Source organism: Rhodococcus sp. FH8, from assembly GCF_019266085.1.
GTDB classification, from domain to species: domain Bacteria; phylum Actinomycetota; class Actinomycetes; order Mycobacteriales; family Mycobacteriaceae; genus Rhodococcus_F; species Rhodococcus_F qingshengii.
Genome location: NZ_LPNQ01000080.1, coordinates 173,934 through 189,756 on the forward strand (window position 1 = coordinate 173,934; position 15,823 = coordinate 189,756).

Below are 15,823 nucleotides of genomic sequence, written 5' to 3' on the forward strand. Positions count from 1 at the left end.
CGGATTCCGTTTGTCAACGAAGTCGCCGGGACCAGTCCGAGGAGTTTGAATGAAAGCAGTCCACTTGATGGAGGCGACGGGGCCCGGAGGTCTGTCGTTGGTCGATGTCGACGAACCTGTCGATCCGGCACTGGTGGTAATTGATCTGCACACCGCCGGAGTGAGTTTCCCCGATCTTCTCCAGACCACGGGCAGCTACCAAACGGTGCGCGAATTACCCTGCGCGCTAGGGGTTGAGGGCGCCGGTACCGTTCGGAGCGCGCCACCCGGGTCCGGCTTCACACCCGGGCGGCGCGTGGCCGTGCTTACGGCCGGGGAAGGTGCGTGGCAGCAGACCGTTGCGGTCGCGCCGTCCAATGTCTTTGCTCTGCCTGATGCGGTCTCGCTCTCGGCCGGCTCGGGATTTCTCCTGAATTATCTGACTGCGCATTTCGCCCTCGACGAACGCGCGCGATACCGTGCCAGCGAGACCGTCCTGATTCACGGCGCGGCCGGTGGATTGGGTACGGCCGCGTTGCATGTCGCGTCAGCGCTCGGTCTGGAGACCGTCGCTGTCGTGAGTACAGGCGAGAAGGAGAAAATCGCCGCGGAGTCCGGGGCAACGCACGTCGTGTCGGTCGACGGGTGGAAGGAACGCGTCCAAGGGATTACGAATGGGCGCGGTGTCGACATCATTCTCGATCCGGTCGGTGGTGACCGCTTCACCGACAGCCTGCGCAGCCTTGCGCCGAACGGGCGCCTGGTCGTTTTGGGATTCACCGGCGGTGATATTCCCACGGTCAAAGTCAATCGACTTCTCCTGAAGAATATTTCGGTTACCGGTGCAGGATGGGGTGAATATCTGAAAACTGATCCCAAGTATCTGGCGCGTCAATGGCAGGAGCTCTACCCCCTGCTCGAGTCGGGAGCTCTGAGGGTGCCCGAGCCCACCCTCTACCCCTTGGCGCGTGCCGCCGATGCATTGAAGTCGTTGCGTGAGCGTACGGCGGTAGGAAAAGTCGCGCTGTCTCTCGAATGATCTCTACACGAACAACTTTGTGAACAAACGACCTTAGCGAACGAACCTTGGAGTAAACCATGTATCCCGGAGCGTATGTTGCGACAAACCCGGATAAGGCCGCGGTAATCGTTGCCGAGACCGGTGAAGCGGTGACGTTCGCGCAATTGGAATCGAATTCGATTCGGATTGCGCGAGTGCTCCACGGACTCGGGTTGCGGCGAGGCGACAACCTGGCCGTGCTCGCCACCAATAACGTTCAGGTCTTCGACATCTACTGGGCGGCTATGCGATCCGGTGTCTACCTGACGATGGTCAACTGGCACCTGACCGCTCCGGAAGGTGCATACATCGTTGAGGACTGCGAGGCAAAGGTAGTCATCGTCGATGCTGCTCTGGGCGAGCTGGCAGAGACGCTGTCCGAACTCGTTCCCCGGCAGGTGACCAGGCTTTCCTTCGGCGGTCAACTAGACGGATACGACTCCCTCGACCAGGCTGCTGACATGGAGTCGGACATACCGCTCCCGGATCAACCGCGCGGCGCCGACATGTTGTACTCGTCGGGAACAACCGGCCGTCCCAAGGGCATCAAACCGGCTCTACCGAATCGCCGGATACAGGATCCCGGCGATCAGATGACGACAATGAACCAAAGTGTTTGGGGTGTAACCGAAGACGACATCTATCTGTCCCCGGCGCCGCTCTATCATGCCGCTCCGCTCCGGACGTGCGCGTCGGTCCAGGCGCTGGGTGGCACCGTAGTGATGATGAATCGGTTCGATCCGGAAAAGGCCCTGGAATACATCGAGCGTTATCGCGTCACGTACAGCCAGTGGGTGCCGACAATGTTCGTGCGCATGCTCAAACTGCCACAGGAAACCCGAGACCGTTACGACATATCGTCTCTGCGACTTGCCGTCCACGCAGCCGCACCGTGCCCTGTCGATGTGAAGCGAAAGATGATCGATTGGTGGGGAACGATTCTGGACGAATATTACTCCTCGACGGAACTCAACGGCATGACCATTGTTCACTCGGACGAGTGGCTGCGAAAGCCGGGCACAGTGGGGCGAGCCGCACTGGGAGTGCTCCACGTATGTGGGGAGAACGGCGAAGATCTACCCTCCGGCGAGGTGGGTACGCTGTACTTCGAACGTGACGAATTGCCCTTCAATTATCACAATGCGCCCGAAAAGACCAAGGAAGCACAGCATCCCGCCCACCCGACCTGGACGACTACGGGTGATGTCGGCTTCATGGATGAGGAGGGTTATCTGTTTCTGACCGACCGTAAGTCCTTCATGATCATCTCGGGTGGTGTGAACATATACCCGCAGGAGATCGAGAACGTGCTGATCGAGCATTCCTCGGTATTGGACGCGGCGGTGATCGGGTTGCCCGACGACGAGATGGGGGAGATAGTGATGGCTGTCGTCGAGCCAGTCCCCGAAGCCGAAGCCGGCGATGCGCTTCGCGACGAACTGCTTTCTCATTTGCGCGGACAGATCGCCAAGTACAAGTTGCCGAGGCGACTCGTGTTCAGTACGGATCTACCTCGAACTCCGACCGGAAAACTGGTCAAAGGGAAACTGCGCGAACACTATTCAGGGGAGGTATCCGTCGGATGAGCGGCCCGATGCACGGTGTTCGCGTGCTGGAACTCGCCGGGTTGGGGCCGGGGCCACACGCTGCGATGATGCTTGCAGATCTCGGAGCGGACGTAGTTCGAGTCGAGCGTCCGTCTGGTGGACTCGAGATCTCGCCACGGGAGCAGGACCAACTTTTGCGGGGGAGACGGTCGGTGGAAGCCGACCTCAAGACCGAGTCAGGCCGAGAGCTGGTGAGAGCCCTCGTCTCGAAAGCCGATGTGCTCCTGGAAGGTTTTCGGCCCGGTGTGACCGAGCGGCTGGGTTTCGGTCCCGACGTGTGCACCGAACTCAACAGCCGGCTGATCTACGCACGTATGACCGGATGGGGCCAAGACGGCCCACTCGCGCAGCGGGCGGGGCATGACATTACTTACCTGGCGCTGACCGGAGTCCTGCACGCCATCGGTCCGGCCGAGAAACCCACGGTTCCGCTGAACCTCGTCGGGGACTTCGGCGGTGGCTCCATGTTCTTGATCCTCGGAATCGTCTCTGCCTTGTACGAGCGAGAGAGTTCGGGCAAAGGACAAGTGGTCGATGCCGCAATTGTCGACGGAACTTCGGTGTTGGCGCAGATGATGTGGTCGTTGCGAGGGAGCGGACAGTGGAGTGACTCACGTGCAACCAACCTCCTGGACGGTTCCACGCCGTTCTACGACACCTACGAATGTTCGGACGGCAAGTTCGTAGCAGTCGGTGCCCTCGAACCGCAGTTCTACGCGGCGCTCCTCCAAGGCCTGGATATCGCGCCGGAATCGTTGCCTGAACAGATGGATCGAAGGGGTTGGCCCACAATCCGAGAACGGTTCACGGAGGCGTTTTCGTCGCGCACGCGAGACGCCTGGGCAGCGTTGTTCGAATCGACGGACGCTTGTGTTGCTCCTGTCCTGAGTCTCGCCGAAGCCGCGCTGCACCCGCATCTTGCCCAGCGGGGAACTCTTGTCGAGGCCGACGGAATAGTGCAGGCGGCACCCGCGCCGCGGTTCTCCCGTTCCAGGACTGAGCAGCCGTCAGGTGCTCGGCCACCCGGGGCCGACACCACCGTCGTGACGAAGGATTGGCTGGGCGGCTGAGGGAAGAAGTACAGGTGAGGAATGTCGCGACAGCCTCTCTCGATCGTTCTTACGTTGCCCCCTACTCATCGTCGATGGATCGCGAAGATCAACTTTTGTAGCACAACTCGATCGAGTCTGACTGACAAGGAATTTCAATGACCGAAACGCGACCGGATGTCTACGCGAGCCAAGACGGCGGGGTGCTCCGCATAGTTGTCAACAGGCCAGCGCGAATGAACGCGTTGACTACCGAAACCCTGGAGAGACTTGCCACGATCTTCGTCGAGCACGCACAATCCTCGGACGTGCGGGTGGCGGTTCTCGAAGGAGAGGGCAAGGCCTTTTGCACGGGCGCGGACCTCGCGGACGTGACGTTGTCCGGTCCGCCGTCGGCGGACACGATCGATGCCGCCAATGCCTTGGTGCAGACCATTCGAGAGTTTCCGTTTCCGGTGGTCGCTGCGGTACGAGGCCCTGCCGCAGGTGTGGGTGTTTCGCTGGCTTTGGCGTGCGACCTCGTGCTCGCGGCGGAGTCGAGTTACTTTCTGCTCGCGTTCACCAAGGTGGGATTGATGCCGGACGGTGGAGCTACCGCACTGGTGGCAGCGTCGATCGGTCGCGCGCGCGCGATGCGCATGGCGCTGCTGGCCGAAAGATTATCCGCTCGAGATGCTTTCGACTGCGGCCTGGTCTCACACGTGTGCGAGGACGACGCCTTCGCGGTGGAATTGGCAGACCTGACCCACCGATTGGTCGCCGGGTCGTCCCCTGCTTTTCGGTTTACCAAGAAGGCGATCAACGACGCTACGCTCACCGAACTCGGTGATGCGTTCACACGCGAGCGCGTAGGTCAGATCGACCTGTTGGGTAGTGGTGATTTTGCCGAAGGTGTTGCGGCGTTTCAGGAAAAGCGCGCAGCAGTCTTCGGATAGACGAAGCGAGAACGGCGCTTACAACGACCGTGGTCCCGAACACAGGATGTTCGGGACCACGGTCGTTCTCGGTGCTGATCAACTCTTTGCGATGTCGCGACCGATTATCTCCTTCATGATTTCGGTGGTTCCGCCGTAGATGGTCTGGATTCGGCTGTCTACGTAGGCCCGGGCGATCGGGTACTCCATCATGTAGCCGTATCCACCGTGTAGTTGTACGCAGCGATCCACGACGCGCTTCTGAAGTTCGCTGGCCCACCACTTCGCCTGTGCTGCTTCGACTGCTGACAGTTGGTCGTCGTTGATGGCCAGGACTGCGTTGTCGACGTATGCCTGTGTCACGTCGATCTCGGTCAGCATCTCGGCGAGGGCGAATCGAGTGTTCTGGAAGTCGCCGATCGGCTTGCCGAAGGCGGTGCGGTCGAACGCGTAGTCTTTGGTCCATTCGTAGGCCGCACGCGCGGAACTGATTGCGCTCGCGGCGATCGACAGACGCTCACGGGGAAGACGCTCCATGAGATGAATGAGGCCTCCGCCCTCCTCGCCCAGGAGGTTGCTTGCCGGGACTCTTACGTTGTCGAACGACAACTCGGCTGTGTCTTGACCCGCCAACCCCACCTTGTGGAGTTTGCGACCGCGGGTGAATCCGTCCATCCCGCGTTCGACCACGAGGAGGCTGAATCCCCGCGACCCCGCTTTGCGATCGGTGCGGGCCGCAACGATGACGATGTCGGCGTGAATTCCGCTGGTGATGAACGTCTTCTGTCCGTTCAAGATCCAGTCGTCGCCATCTCGAACAGCGGAGGTCTTGATGCCTTGCAGATCACTGCCGGTACCCGGTTCGGTCATCGCGATGGCGCAGATGAGTTCACCGGCAGCCATACCAGGTAGCCAACGTGCTTTCTGCTCGTCTGTGCCGAGGTCGGCGATGTACGGAATGACGATGTCATCCTGAAGGCCTAGTCCGGCGCCGAACGAGGTGGTGCCGGTACGGGCGATCTCTTCGGCGACCACGTACCGGTACCGGTAGTCGAGTTCACCCGAGCCTCCGTATTGTTCGGGGACGGCCAGGCCGACAATACCCATCTTGCCGGCCGCGAGCCACGCTGATCGGTCGACGAGCCTGGCTTCTTCCCAGCTGTCGTAGTGAGGCGTGATCTCGCGGGCAATGAACTCGCGCACAGTCTCTCGGTAGGCCTCGTGGTCGGCTGTGAACAGTGTTCGACGCATGGGTTGCTCTCCTGTCCTAGACGGAAACGCGTTCGGTCATCGAACGCAAGCGTGCCCCGATGATGGCCTCTGCTTCGGACACCATGCGCTGGACCAACTCGTCGACGGTGGGGATGTCGTGGATCAGCCCCTGTGATGTGCCGACCGTCCAGATACCGGCGTCGGGATTACCGGTTTCGTATACGCTTCGCCCACGCGCTCCTGCTACCAGGTCGCGCACATCCTCGAATTGTCCGCCGCGGGAGAGTATGTCGACAACCTCTCGGCTGACGATGTTGCTTGCCACGCGTGCAGTGTTGCGGAGTGGTCGGAAGATCAGTTCGGTCTGTGTTTCGTCTGCAGCGACGATGGCTTCTTTGATGTTCTGGTGGATCGGAGACTCGGTGGTGCACATGAATCGCGTACCCATGTTGATGCCGTCTGCTCCGAGCGCCAGCGCGGCGACCAGACCACGTGCATCGGCGAAGCCGCCGGAAGCGATCATGGGTATCGAAATCTTTTCTGCGGCAGCGGGAATCAAGACCAATCCTGCGACATCGTCTTCCCCTGGATGGCCGGCGCACTCGAATCCGTCGATACTGATTCCGTCGACACCGAGATCCTGTGCTTTGACCGCATGTCGGACTGTTGTGCACTTGTGGAGCACTTTGATTCCGGCGTCATGGAAGATCGGCAGGTGAGGACCGGGATTGGAACCTGCGGTCTCGACGATCTTCACGCCTGAGTCGACGATCACCTGGCGGTACTCGTCGTACGGCGGTGGCGTGATCGACGGCAGAATTGTGAGGTTGACGCCGAACGGTTGGTCGGTCAGGTCGCGGCATCGGGCGATTTCGTTCGCCAGGTCGGCCGGCGTCGGCTGCGTGAGTGCAGTGATGAATCCCAATGCGCCGGCATTGGCAACGGCTGCGACGAGTTCTGCTCTGCCGACCCACTGCATTCCACCTTGGACGATGGGGTGGCGAACGCCGAACGTTTCCGTGAATGCTGTCGAGATCATGAAAATCCTTGTTGTTCTCTCGGGACGAATGGTCAGAGGTGGGATATTCCGGCGAGGTCACTGACGTATTCGCGTGCCCTCGTCGGATCGAAGGAGCGTGAGATCTGCAGTTTCTCGGCCTCGAGTGATCCTTCTGCGTGCGTGGCCAGGACTGACTGATATCCGCCGTAGTCGCGGGCGGTCAGATCCGCAATGAAGTTGAGTAGACGGAGACGCTTTTCGGCAGGAACTGCTGCAGCGTAGTATTTTTCGAGAACTACACGAATTTCGGGATTCTCCCAGTCTTCACCGCCGGGGCCGGTGGCGAGGAGGCCACCTGAGAGATCGGTGAGGATGGCGACCGCGTTGTGGAATCCATGTGCGAAGTGGTATTTGGCCATGTTGACGGCAAGCGGATCTGGTTGCCTGACACCGTGTGCTCCTGGCTTTGATCGAACGGCGGCGAGTTGAGCCAGTCCGCGCACGGTCTCGCTCCAGGTGATCAGTTCGGTGATCTTGCCCTTCACGTGGCCTGCCTTGTTGATGCCGTTGGCCTCGGCGATCAGTGAAGCTGCTCCGACCATGATGTCGAGTAGGGGCAACTTGTAGTTGATGGCGGTGAAACGGTGGTAATCGACAAACGCCAACGCGAGTGGTCCGGCAAGTTCGGGTTGACGGTTGAGGAAGACTCGATTTTTCGGTACTCGGACATCGTTGAAGACGGTGAGCGATTCGAGGAGTTTGTGTTTCGTGGAGATCGGAAATTCGAAGGAGTTGCGTTCTCCGGCTGCGTAGGGAGAGACGTACAGCTCGAGACCTGGTGTGTCGATCGGGATGGCGAAGGACACTGCGTAGTCGGCGTCTTCGGGGCCCATTGCGCGGGTGGGCAGCACGATCAACTCGTCGGCGTTCGCCGAGAACGAAGTGTGGCACTTCGCGCCGCGCACGGTGATGGAGTCGGCGTCCTCGTCGACGATGTGCAGGTAGAGGTCTGGGTCTGCCTGTTGGCGCGGTCCAAGTGACCGGTCACCCTTGACGTCGGTTTGCGCGACGGCGAGTGCGAGATCGCCGTCGCAGACCCGCTTGTAGAAAGCGCGCGCGTTCTCGAGACCTTCACCGCTGGTTGCACGAAGAAGGGCGAACAGCGCATCGCTGCCCACCTCTTTGAGGACGATGGTTCCGCCGCCGCGCCGCGATACTTCCTCGATCAGGGCGCCGCGACGAATCAGGTCGTCCGCAGATGTCGGCGCCACGTAGAACGCGCTGACTGGGTCGCCGTCGACATCGGTGACCGCGAGGTCGGGTCGATCGTCGGCGATGTCGTAGCACAGTGCTGAATGATCTACTGCGAGAGTCAGTTCGGGTTCGGCGTAGACATCGGAAATCTTCTTGCCTCGGTAGAAGACTCGGCGATCGTCGCTGAGCCCTTTTCGGTACTGGTCACTGGATCGCACGGCCACTGGATACTTCCTTGATCTTCTGTCGCGGTTATTGCATTCAACTTAGATTAACGATCGTTAAGTAAGTGTGCAATCATCATGTGCTCGACGATTTCCGGCCATTGATGGCGCAGGTGACGAATCAGGCCGTGGTGAAGATCGATTTGGTCTGGAAGTATGCGGCCAGGCCTTCCGGTCCAAGCTCGCGACCGATGCCGCTGGCCTTGGTGCCTCCGAACGGTGCCCCGAAATCGAGTGTGTAGCCGTTGATCCCGAACGAACCGGTATCGACTGAGCGGGCTATTTCCATCCCGCGGTCGAAGTCGGCAGTCCACACGGTTCCACCGAGGCCGTACTCGGAGTCGTTGGCGATTGCGATGGCCTGTGCCTCGTCGGTGTATGGAATGACAGAGAGTACGGGGCCGAAGATCTCTTCGGTTGCAATCGTGTGGTTTGCGGAGACGTTACCGAAAACGGTTGGCTCCAGGAACCATCCGCGCTCGAGTGTGCGCGGTCGTGATCCGCCGGTCGTGATCCGTGCGCCTTCCGCAGTGCCTGCGGCGATGAAGGACTCGACACGTTCGCGCTGCCCGGCGCTCACGAGAGGGCCGATAAAGGTGGTGGGATCCAACGGGTCGCCCACCGGCAGCGACTCGACCATTGCGGTGACGGCATCGAGCACTTCCTCGTAGCGTCCGACGGGCGCGAGAATTCTTGTCGAGGTGTAGCAGGTTTGTCCAGTGTTGATCAACGATGCCGTCGCCAAACCTGCCATCGTCGCGTCGAGGTCCGCATCGTCGAGAATGACTGCGGCGGACTTGCCGCCGAGTTCGAGCGATACCGGACGCAGAAGTCGTCCGCAGGTTGCTCCGATGTGTCGGCCTGCCGGTGTAGAGCCAGTGAACGCGACCTTGTGTACACCCGGATGAGCGACGAGGTATTTGCCGATTTCGGGTCCGCCGGTGACGATGTTGAGAACACCGGCAGGAAGACCGGCCTCCATTGCGGCCTCGGCGAGGACGAACGCGTCGAGCAAGGTCTCGGGTGACGGCTTCAGTACGACGGTGCATCCCGATGCGAGCGCGGGGGCGATTTTCATCATTGCGAGAAGAGATGGGAAGTTCCACGGTGCAATCGCGGCAACAACACCGATCGGTTCTTTCCGAACGATGGTGGTTCCCGTTCCGGCCAGCGCGTGACGGGGTTCTTCGAGCTCGGTCGTGCGGGCAAGCGCGGCGTAATAGCTCAAAAGCCCTGAAGGTCCCTGTCCTTCAGCGACAGTGGAGATCGATACGGGCATTCCGTTCTGCTGGCTGACCAATCGGGCTGTGAGGTCGGCGCGACGCCCCAAGGCTGCGGCAAATCGATCCAAGGCGTCGGCTCGGTCGGCAGGCTCGAGTCGCGACCACGTCCGAAAGGCCCGGCCCGCCGCCGCGACGGCAGAATCGACGTCGTTTGTTGCGCTGCCCGGCACGCTGCCGATCTTCTCTTCTGTGCTGGCCGAGTGCACCGAGATGGCGTCCGAAGTCGTCGGTGATTGCCAGGTTCCGTCTATGTAAAGGGCGGAGTGAGTGAGAATCATGCAGGCTCCTTGCGGTGGGTGGGTGTGCGGGGATCGGGGCGCTCACGTGGACGTAGGCAAACCGCCACACTCATGACTTAGCGATCGTTACATAAGTCATTTGACTCACAAGCTATGTTGCTCCGCCTGTGGATGTCAATGGTCGAGGTGTCCGGCCGTGCATGAGAGTGGTGACCTGATCGGCGGCTTCACTCACGAGCTTGCCCAGTGCGGCGATCCGCTCCCCGGTCAGTGGTGACGGGGCATCGACCAAGCAGAGGATCAGCGCCGGTGTCGAGTCCTGGGCGAAGGCGACGGCATTGACGGACAGCAATTGATAATTGCCGTCGAGGTCGAGTGTTCCGACCGCGACATCCGCGGACAGAAGACGTCGCGCTTCTCTCAGTGCGAGTGCTGCCCTCTGGCCGCCGACTCCCGGGCCGCGCATCTCGGCGACGGCGTCGGAAATTGAACGTTCTTGTTGGCGAAGGCATTCCACGGCGAACCCGCGCTCTCGAATGGCCGTGAGGATTGGCTCGTACTCCGACCGTAGAAGTGCGGCCTCCGTGTCCAATGCCTCCTTGCCGAGGAGAAACCATTCGTGGAGGTCGTTCTCGTCGAACCATGCGGCAAGGCCTGCACCCAGTGGAGGTGCCATCAGCACATTGTCGCCGATGCGCAAGCCGAGAGTTCCGCTGCGCCTGGAGATCGGTTGAATTGCCTCGGCGACAACGAGGTCGGCGCCGGATCGGATGAATCCGAGACAGGCCAGTTCGGATGTGTCGGCCAGTTCTTGCATGACGGTGCGTGAAAGATCGACGACATCGATTGCGCGGGAAGCGGCTTGGCCGATGGGGACTAGCGCCGGGCCGAGTTGGTAGGTCTTGCGGATCGGGTGACGGACGAGCCAGCCGGCCTCGGCGAGAGCGACGACCATGGGGTAGCAGGTCGCCTTTGCGACGCCGAGGTGTCGTGCGATATCGGCGAGGCTCCGCCCCGCCGTGGGGTCGGATGCCAGCAGTTCGGTCAGCATGACGATTCGATCGGTTTGAGGGGAATTTCGTGCCATGTGTTCGCATAATGCCACTCTGGCGTCGCACTGTGACCCACGATACAGTGGAATGACTTAGCGATCGTTAATCAAGCGGCAAACTCCGGAAGGAAATACATGATTGTCAACGGTGGCGAATTACTTGCCAGAGCACTAGCTGAAGCGGGCACAACCGAGGTCTTCACCCTGCACGGAGGGCACTTGGATGCTTTCCTCGTAGCCTGTCGACGTCACGGCATCCGGCTCACCGACACCCGACACGAAGCCACTGCGGGACACGCTGCGGATGCGTACGCGCGAGTGACGGGCAATTACGGCGTTTGTGTAGTCACCTCCGGCCCGGGCTTCACGAATGTCTACACCGCGCTGACCAATGCACTCCTCGATCGCACGCCGACTATCTTCGTCGTCGGTGCTCCGCCGATGCGTGAGACCGAGACGAATCCGCTTCAGGGTGGTTTCGATCAGATTGCCGCAGCTGTTCCGGTGACCAAGTGGGCATACCGCATCACCGATCCGGCACGCGTCCCCGAGATAGTTGCTCTGGCAATTCGTAAGGCGACGACCGGAATTCCGGGGCCGGTGCTGCTCGAAGTGCCGATCGACGTGATGTTCGGTGAAGCCGACGAAGACACCGTGAGATTTCCGGTGAACTACACCGTGAGTGCGAGGTCGGGTCCGACTGCTGCAGCGGTCGAGGCCGCTCTCGATCTGCTCGGTGAAGCGACGAACCCCGCCATTGTGATCGGAGGTGGCGTCACTTTCTCCCATGCGAGCGCGGCGCTGGTGGCGTTCGCGGAAACGGTGGACGTGCCGGTGTTCTACCCCGGGAAGTCCGATGGAGCGGTACCCGCAAGCCATCGACTGGCCGGCGGCGGACTGTTGGCGATCGGCTCGTTACCTGCCCTTGGGTATCCGACCCCCGACGTGGTATTCGTTGTCGGTGCCCGAGCCGGGATGTTCACCGGCGGACGCACCAGCTTGTTCCCCGGTGCGCGGTTGGTCCAGATCGACGTCGACGCGTCCGAAATCGGGCGTATGCAGGACGTGGACGTTCCGATACTTGCCGACTGTCGAGAAGCGCTCGTCGCTTTGAAAACTGCTGCTGATCAACGTCAATGGCCCGATTGGAGTGCCTGGGTCGATGCCGCCACCAGTGCGAAACATGCGCACCGGCATGGTTTCGAGGACGAAGCGACGGAAAGCGGTAAGGCGCATCCGTACTTTGCAGCGCGCGCGATCGTCGAAGCCTGCCCGCCCGGTACTACTTTCGTGATGGACGGTGCCGAGGCGCCGTCGTGGGGCGAGTTCTTCACTACCACCGAAGAGGTTGGTGGTGTCTTGAGGCTCGGCTACCTCGGATGCCTGGGTGTGGGGCCCGGTTTCGCAATCGGCGCACATCGGGCACGACCGGAATCACCCGTTGTGCTCATTACCGGTGACGGCGCGGCAGGATTCCACATCCAGGAATTCGACACAATGGCCCGTCATGGAATACCTGTTGTGACAGTGATATTCAACAATGCAGTGTGGGGAATGTCGATCCACGGCCAGGAAGCGGTGTACGGGGACGAAGGAATTGTCGTATCCGAACTCGCAGACAGCGCATACGAGAAGGTCGCCGAGGCCTTCGGTGGATACGGTGAGCGTGTTAAGGATGTCGCCTCCATCGCCGACGCTATGAAACGCGCGTTCGACGCGGGAGTTCCCGCATGTATCAACGTCGAGGTGGACCCGCACGTAGTCCACCCCATCACGACGATGATGCTCGGTGACGTCACAAGTACTGACGAAATCGTTGTCCCGTACTACGAGAACATTCCTCGCTGATGCCGGGGCGAATGGAAGGTGCAGTAGCCGTCGTGATCGGCGGAGCATCCGGTATCGGTTGGGCAACAGCGCAATTGCTGGCTGCCGAAGGTGTGAGCGTCGTGATAGGCGACATCGACATCGAAGGCGGGCGGAAACGCGCCGTAGAACTCGGTGGGCGAGCTGAAGCAGTCCGGGTCGACGTCGTCGACGAAGAATCGGTCAAGGTGATATTCGAGGGGGCCCAGGCGCAGCATGGTCGGCTGGATATCGCGGTCAATTGTGCCGGGGTGAATCTGCCGGGCTACATAACGGATTTGGAGGCGCAAAGTTGGCGGCGAACCGTTGACATCTGTCTCACCGGAGGTTTCTTCGTGATCAAGCATGCGGCGCGTGCCATGACTGCCGGTGGATCGATCGTCTCCATTACCTCATTGAACGCACGCCAGGCGGCTGCAGGTTTTGCAGGATACTGCTCCGCCAAAGCTGGCCTCGCCATGCTCACCGAGGTTGCGGCACTCGAACTCGGAGACCGGGGGATACGCGTCAACGCGGTTTCGCCAGGTCTTGTCGAAACGCCACTTGTCGAGGGTCTCACCGGTGTGCCGGCTATTCAGGCGGACTTCACCGAGAACACTCCGCTCGGACGTAATGGGTTGCCACGCGACGTTGCCGAAGCGGTGTTCTTCCTCGCTTCTGATGCTTCTTCGTGGATCACGGGCGAGGTTCTCGATGTCAACGGCGGTGCCCACTTACGTCGGTACCCGGACGTGATGAAACACATCGAGGCGATGCAATAGCTCGTCGAGAGTTCGTCGGTTCTGATAGCGCCCGGTGTCGTCCACGCGCCCGGGCCGGAAGTTACGTCCAATCCAGAAAGGGCTTTTCACGATGTGCTCGCAATATCGCCTTGCCGATGAGTCTCGACGCCACGCTGCTGCACGACCAGACGCCCTCGCGTTGACAGGTCGAGACGGGTCGATGACGTTTGCCGAGCTCGACCTCCGCACCAGTCGGCTGGCCAACGTTCTTCTCGACCTGGGTTGTAGATCTGGAACCAGGGTGGCCGTGGTGGACAGAGGCTCGACTCAAGTCGTCGAGATCGTACTTGCGGCAGCGAAGATCGGGGCAGTGGCAATCCCGATCAATTGGAGGTTGTCCGGCGCCGAGGTTGCCGAGGTGCTCGCCGACGCGGACGCTCGTGTGTTGTTCTTCCACAGTGAATTCGAGGGTGTGGTCTCGGCGGTGCAGGCATCGGAAGGGGCGAAGCTGCGTGTCGTGAAGATCGACGGTTCCGAGGAGTTCGACTACGAAGCGCGATCGGCAGGCGCAAGTTCGGTCGATCCGGGATGGCGCGGAAGCCTGGACGACGTTGTACTGCAACTGTATACATCCGGAACGACGGCAAAACCCAAAGGTGTTCTCACATCCAACAGGAACCTGGAGGCATGCACGCGAACCGGCGGGCCATGGGGATTCGACGAATCCTCGGTCAGCTTGTGTGCGATGCCCCTGTTCCACATCGGTGGATTGGGTTGGGCGCTCGTGGGACTTGCGAATGGCGCCCATAACGTCGTTCTCCCAGAATTCACACCTGCCGGTCTGTTGGAAGTACTGGAAGGGATGAGTATCACCAATACCTTTCTCGTGCCTTCCGTCATCGGGATGCTGGTCGACGTACCAGGCGCGCGAGAGCGCAATTTCGCAACTCTCCGATCCATCGCTTACGGTTCCTCGCCGATCACACCATGGGTCTTGAAGCGAGCTCTCGAGACGTTCCGCAAGCCCCTGTTCCAGGTCTACGGGCTGACCGAAACGCATGGAGCAGTAACACAACTCGATTCTTGTGACCATGCGGTGGACGGCGAGAAGGTCGGACTGCTGCGCTCGGTCGGAAAACCCTACCCCTGGGTGGACTTGAAGGTGATGTCACCGGAAGGCGAGGAAGTTGCGGTCGGCGAGGCCGGCGAGATCTATGTCAGGTCTCCGCAAACGACCGAAGGTTACTACCGACGGCCGGAAGAGACTGCCGCTGCGATAGATACCGACGGGTGGTTCCATACCGGCGACGTGGGACGGGTCGACAGCGAGGGCTACGTCTACATCACCGATCGGATGAAGGACATGATCATCACGGGTGGAGAGAACGTCTATCCCATCGAAGTCGAATCGGTCATCGCCGACTATCCGGGAGTATCCCAAGTTGCCGTCATTGGAGTGGAGGATCCACTGTGGGGCGAGGCGGTCAAAGCCGTCGTAGTTGCTGCTGCAGGGCATCAACTCGATACCGACTCGATTTCAGGTTTCGTTCGAAGCCGACTTGCCGGCTACAAGTGCCCCAAGTCCATCGAGATAGTCACGGAACTTCCGTTGGGTGCTACGGGCAAGATCCTCAAGCGCGAACTTCGGGCGCGATATTCGACAGTATGAGAATCAACGTGCACGCTTGCGGCCGGGCTTGCATCCAACCGTATTCAGTGCGATGACGGCGTACTTCTGAGCTACCTCTTCCGGGGTGAGTTCTCCCTCGGCGTGATACCAGCGCGGAATCGACTGGCACATCGCGAGAAGTGCGCGGGTGGTCTCGGGCACGTCTGCTACTGAGAAGAGACCTCGTTCCGAACCCTCGGTGACTATGCCGAGCACCAATTCTTCGACGCCCTTGCGTACGACACGATATCGCTGTCGGTGTTCGGGGCTGAGGTAGCGCACTTCCCCCTCGAGGGCTGCCAACCGAGAGCGGGTCGTCATACGAAGCACGATCGCTTCGACGACGTTGGTGAGCTGTTGTCGAGGGTCGTCTCCGCCGTCGGCGTACGCGCTGTGGGCACGAGCGAGGACGTCACTGGTCGAAATCTCCAGCAGAGCAAGGAGGATCCCTTCTTTGCTCTGGTGGTGGTAGTAGAGGGCGGGGATCGTCACGCCGACGCGGCGTGCGATCTCGCGTATCGAAGTACCGTGGAACCCGTTGTCGTAGAATCCTTCGAGGGCGGCTTCCAGGATAGGAGTCAGCTCGAGCGGCTCGATCCGTCGCCAACTGGCTGTGGCGTCCTTCGCCGAATCTTTCGTGGCCATACGTGGTCCCCTAGCTATCGCTCGATAATGCTCGGGGAGATACTACGCC

The 15,823-nt window shown here is 60.6% G+C and carries 13 protein-coding genes; 7 read left to right on the forward strand and 6 right to left on the reverse strand.

Going from position 1 to position 15,823, the window contains the following annotated elements; genetic code table 11:
* Window positions 1-49 precede the first annotated feature (49 nt).
* The 4 genes from ATN38_RS27535 to ATN38_RS27550 all read left to right on the forward strand — a co-directional run bounded on the left by ATN38_RS27535 (window position 50) and on the right by ATN38_RS27550 (window position 4,630).
* The gene (locus ATN38_RS27535) at window positions 50-1,018 is read left to right on the forward strand and encodes an NADPH:quinone oxidoreductase family protein (RefSeq protein ID WP_218749096.1); all 969 of its coding nucleotides are present in this window, start codon (window positions 50-52) and stop codon (window positions 1,016-1,018) included.
* 59 nt (window positions 1,019-1,077) lie between these two features.
* A complete protein-coding gene (locus ATN38_RS27540) occupies window positions 1,078-2,625 on the forward strand; it encodes an acyl-CoA synthetase (protein ID WP_064111573.1) in 1,548 nt (515 codons plus the stop codon).
* Entirely contained in the window at window positions 2,622-3,716 is a 1,095-nt protein-coding gene (locus ATN38_RS27545; RefSeq protein WP_042451899.1) for a CaiB/BaiF CoA-transferase family protein, read from the forward strand. The genes ATN38_RS27540 and ATN38_RS27545 overlap by 4 nt, the downstream gene beginning before the upstream one ends.
* Window positions 3,717-3,853: 137 nt before the next feature.
* A complete protein-coding gene (locus ATN38_RS27550; protein WP_042451896.1) occupies window positions 3,854-4,630 on the forward strand; it encodes an enoyl-CoA hydratase in 777 nt (258 codons plus the stop codon).
* A gap of 78 nt (window positions 4,631-4,708) precedes the next feature.
* Here the strand turns inward: ATN38_RS27550 and ATN38_RS27555 are convergent, their stop codons facing one another.
* The 5 genes from ATN38_RS27555 to ATN38_RS27575 form a co-directional block, all read right to left on the reverse strand.
* The gene (locus ATN38_RS27555) at window positions 4,709-5,860 is read right to left on the reverse strand and encodes an acyl-CoA dehydrogenase family protein (protein ID WP_054826793.1); all 1,152 of its coding nucleotides are present in this window, start codon (window positions 5,858-5,860) and stop codon (window positions 4,709-4,711) included.
* Window positions 5,861-5,876: 16 nt separating this feature from the next.
* Window positions 5,877-6,860, reverse strand: a complete 984-nt coding sequence (locus ATN38_RS27560) for a nitronate monooxygenase family protein (RefSeq protein ID WP_042451892.1) — start codon at window positions 6,858-6,860, stop codon at window positions 5,877-5,879.
* 32 nt (window positions 6,861-6,892) lie between these two features.
* Window positions 6,893-8,299 carry a 4-hydroxyphenylacetate 3-hydroxylase N-terminal domain-containing protein gene (locus ATN38_RS33240; protein WP_064443079.1) on the reverse strand — a complete coding sequence of 469 codons (1,407 nt, stop codon included), beginning with the start codon at window positions 8,297-8,299 and terminating at the stop codon, window positions 6,893-6,895.
* 121 nt (window positions 8,300-8,420) lie between these two features.
* Window positions 8,421-9,860, reverse strand: a complete 1,440-nt coding sequence (locus ATN38_RS27570; RefSeq protein WP_218749097.1) for an aldehyde dehydrogenase — start codon at window positions 9,858-9,860, stop codon at window positions 8,421-8,423.
* Between the two features lie 112 nt (window positions 9,861-9,972).
* Complete coding sequence (locus ATN38_RS27575) at window positions 9,973-10,908, reverse strand: helix-turn-helix domain-containing protein (RefSeq protein ID WP_070161922.1); 936 nt, start codon at window positions 10,906-10,908, stop codon at window positions 9,973-9,975.
* Window positions 10,909-11,007: 99 nt separating this feature from the next.
* On the opposite strand from ATN38_RS27575, the gene ATN38_RS27580 reads away from it, so the two are divergent.
* The 3 genes from ATN38_RS27580 (at window position 11,008) to ATN38_RS27590 (ending at window position 15,129) form a co-directional block, all read left to right on the forward strand.
* Window positions 11,008-12,720: a thiamine pyrophosphate-binding protein gene (locus tag ATN38_RS27580; RefSeq protein WP_218749099.1), complete on the forward strand. Its 1,713-nt coding sequence runs from the start codon at window positions 11,008-11,010 to the stop codon at window positions 12,718-12,720.
* Window positions 12,720-13,499, forward strand: coding sequence for an SDR family NAD(P)-dependent oxidoreductase (locus tag ATN38_RS27585; RefSeq protein ID WP_064443083.1), 780 nt, complete (start codon window positions 12,720-12,722; stop codon window positions 13,497-13,499). The genes ATN38_RS27580 and ATN38_RS27585 overlap by 1 nt, the downstream gene beginning before the upstream one ends.
* A 91-nt stretch (window positions 13,500-13,590) precedes the next feature.
* Entirely contained in the window at window positions 13,591-15,129 is a 1,539-nt protein-coding gene (locus ATN38_RS27590; protein WP_054826798.1) for a long-chain-fatty-acid--CoA ligase, read from the forward strand.
* A gap of 3 nt (window positions 15,130-15,132) precedes the next feature.
* Here ATN38_RS27590 and ATN38_RS27595 read toward each other — a convergent pair whose 3' ends face one another.
* Window positions 15,133-15,774 (reverse strand): TetR/AcrR family transcriptional regulator, encoded by a 642-nt coding sequence (locus ATN38_RS27595; protein WP_042451878.1) that lies wholly within the window; start codon window positions 15,772-15,774, stop codon window positions 15,133-15,135.
* Window positions 15,775-15,823: the final 49 nt, after the last annotated feature.

Excerpts from the sequence above, each read along its gene's own strand:
- ATN38_RS27535 (WP_218749096.1), top strand. The coding sequence starts at position 50 with ATGAAAGCAGTCCACTTGATGGAGGCGACGGGGCCCGGAGGTCTGTCG.
- ATN38_RS27540 (WP_064111573.1), top strand. The coding sequence starts at position 1,078 with ATGTATCCCGGAGCGTATGTTGCGACAAACCCGGATAAGGCCGCGGTA.
- ATN38_RS27545 (WP_042451899.1), top strand. The coding sequence starts at position 2,622 with ATGAGCGGCCCGATGCACGGTGTTCGCGTGCTGGAACTCGCCGGGTTG.
- ATN38_RS27550 (WP_042451896.1), top strand. The coding sequence starts at position 3,854 with ATGACCGAAACGCGACCGGATGTCTACGCGAGCCAAGACGGCGGGGTG.
- ATN38_RS27555 (WP_054826793.1), bottom strand. The coding sequence starts at position 5,860 with ATGCGTCGAACACTGTTCACAGCCGACCACGAGGCCTACCGAGAGACT.
- ATN38_RS27560 (WP_042451892.1), bottom strand. The coding sequence starts at position 6,860 with ATGATCTCGACAGCATTCACGGAAACGTTCGGCGTTCGCCACCCCATC.
- ATN38_RS27570 (WP_218749097.1), bottom strand. The coding sequence starts at position 9,860 with ATGATTCTCACTCACTCCGCCCTTTACATAGACGGAACCTGGCAATCA.
- ATN38_RS27575 (WP_070161922.1), bottom strand. The coding sequence starts at position 10,908 with ATGGCACGAAATTCCCCTCAAACCGATCGAATCGTCATGCTGACCGAA.
- ATN38_RS27580 (WP_218749099.1), top strand. The coding sequence starts at position 11,008 with ATGATTGTCAACGGTGGCGAATTACTTGCCAGAGCACTAGCTGAAGCG.
- ATN38_RS27585 (WP_064443083.1), top strand. The coding sequence starts at position 12,720 with ATGCCGGGGCGAATGGAAGGTGCAGTAGCCGTCGTGATCGGCGGAGCA.
- ATN38_RS27590 (WP_054826798.1), top strand. The coding sequence starts at position 13,591 with ATGTGCTCGCAATATCGCCTTGCCGATGAGTCTCGACGCCACGCTGCT.
- ATN38_RS27595 (WP_042451878.1), bottom strand. The coding sequence starts at position 15,774 with ATGGCCACGAAAGATTCGGCGAAGGACGCCACAGCCAGTTGGCGACGG.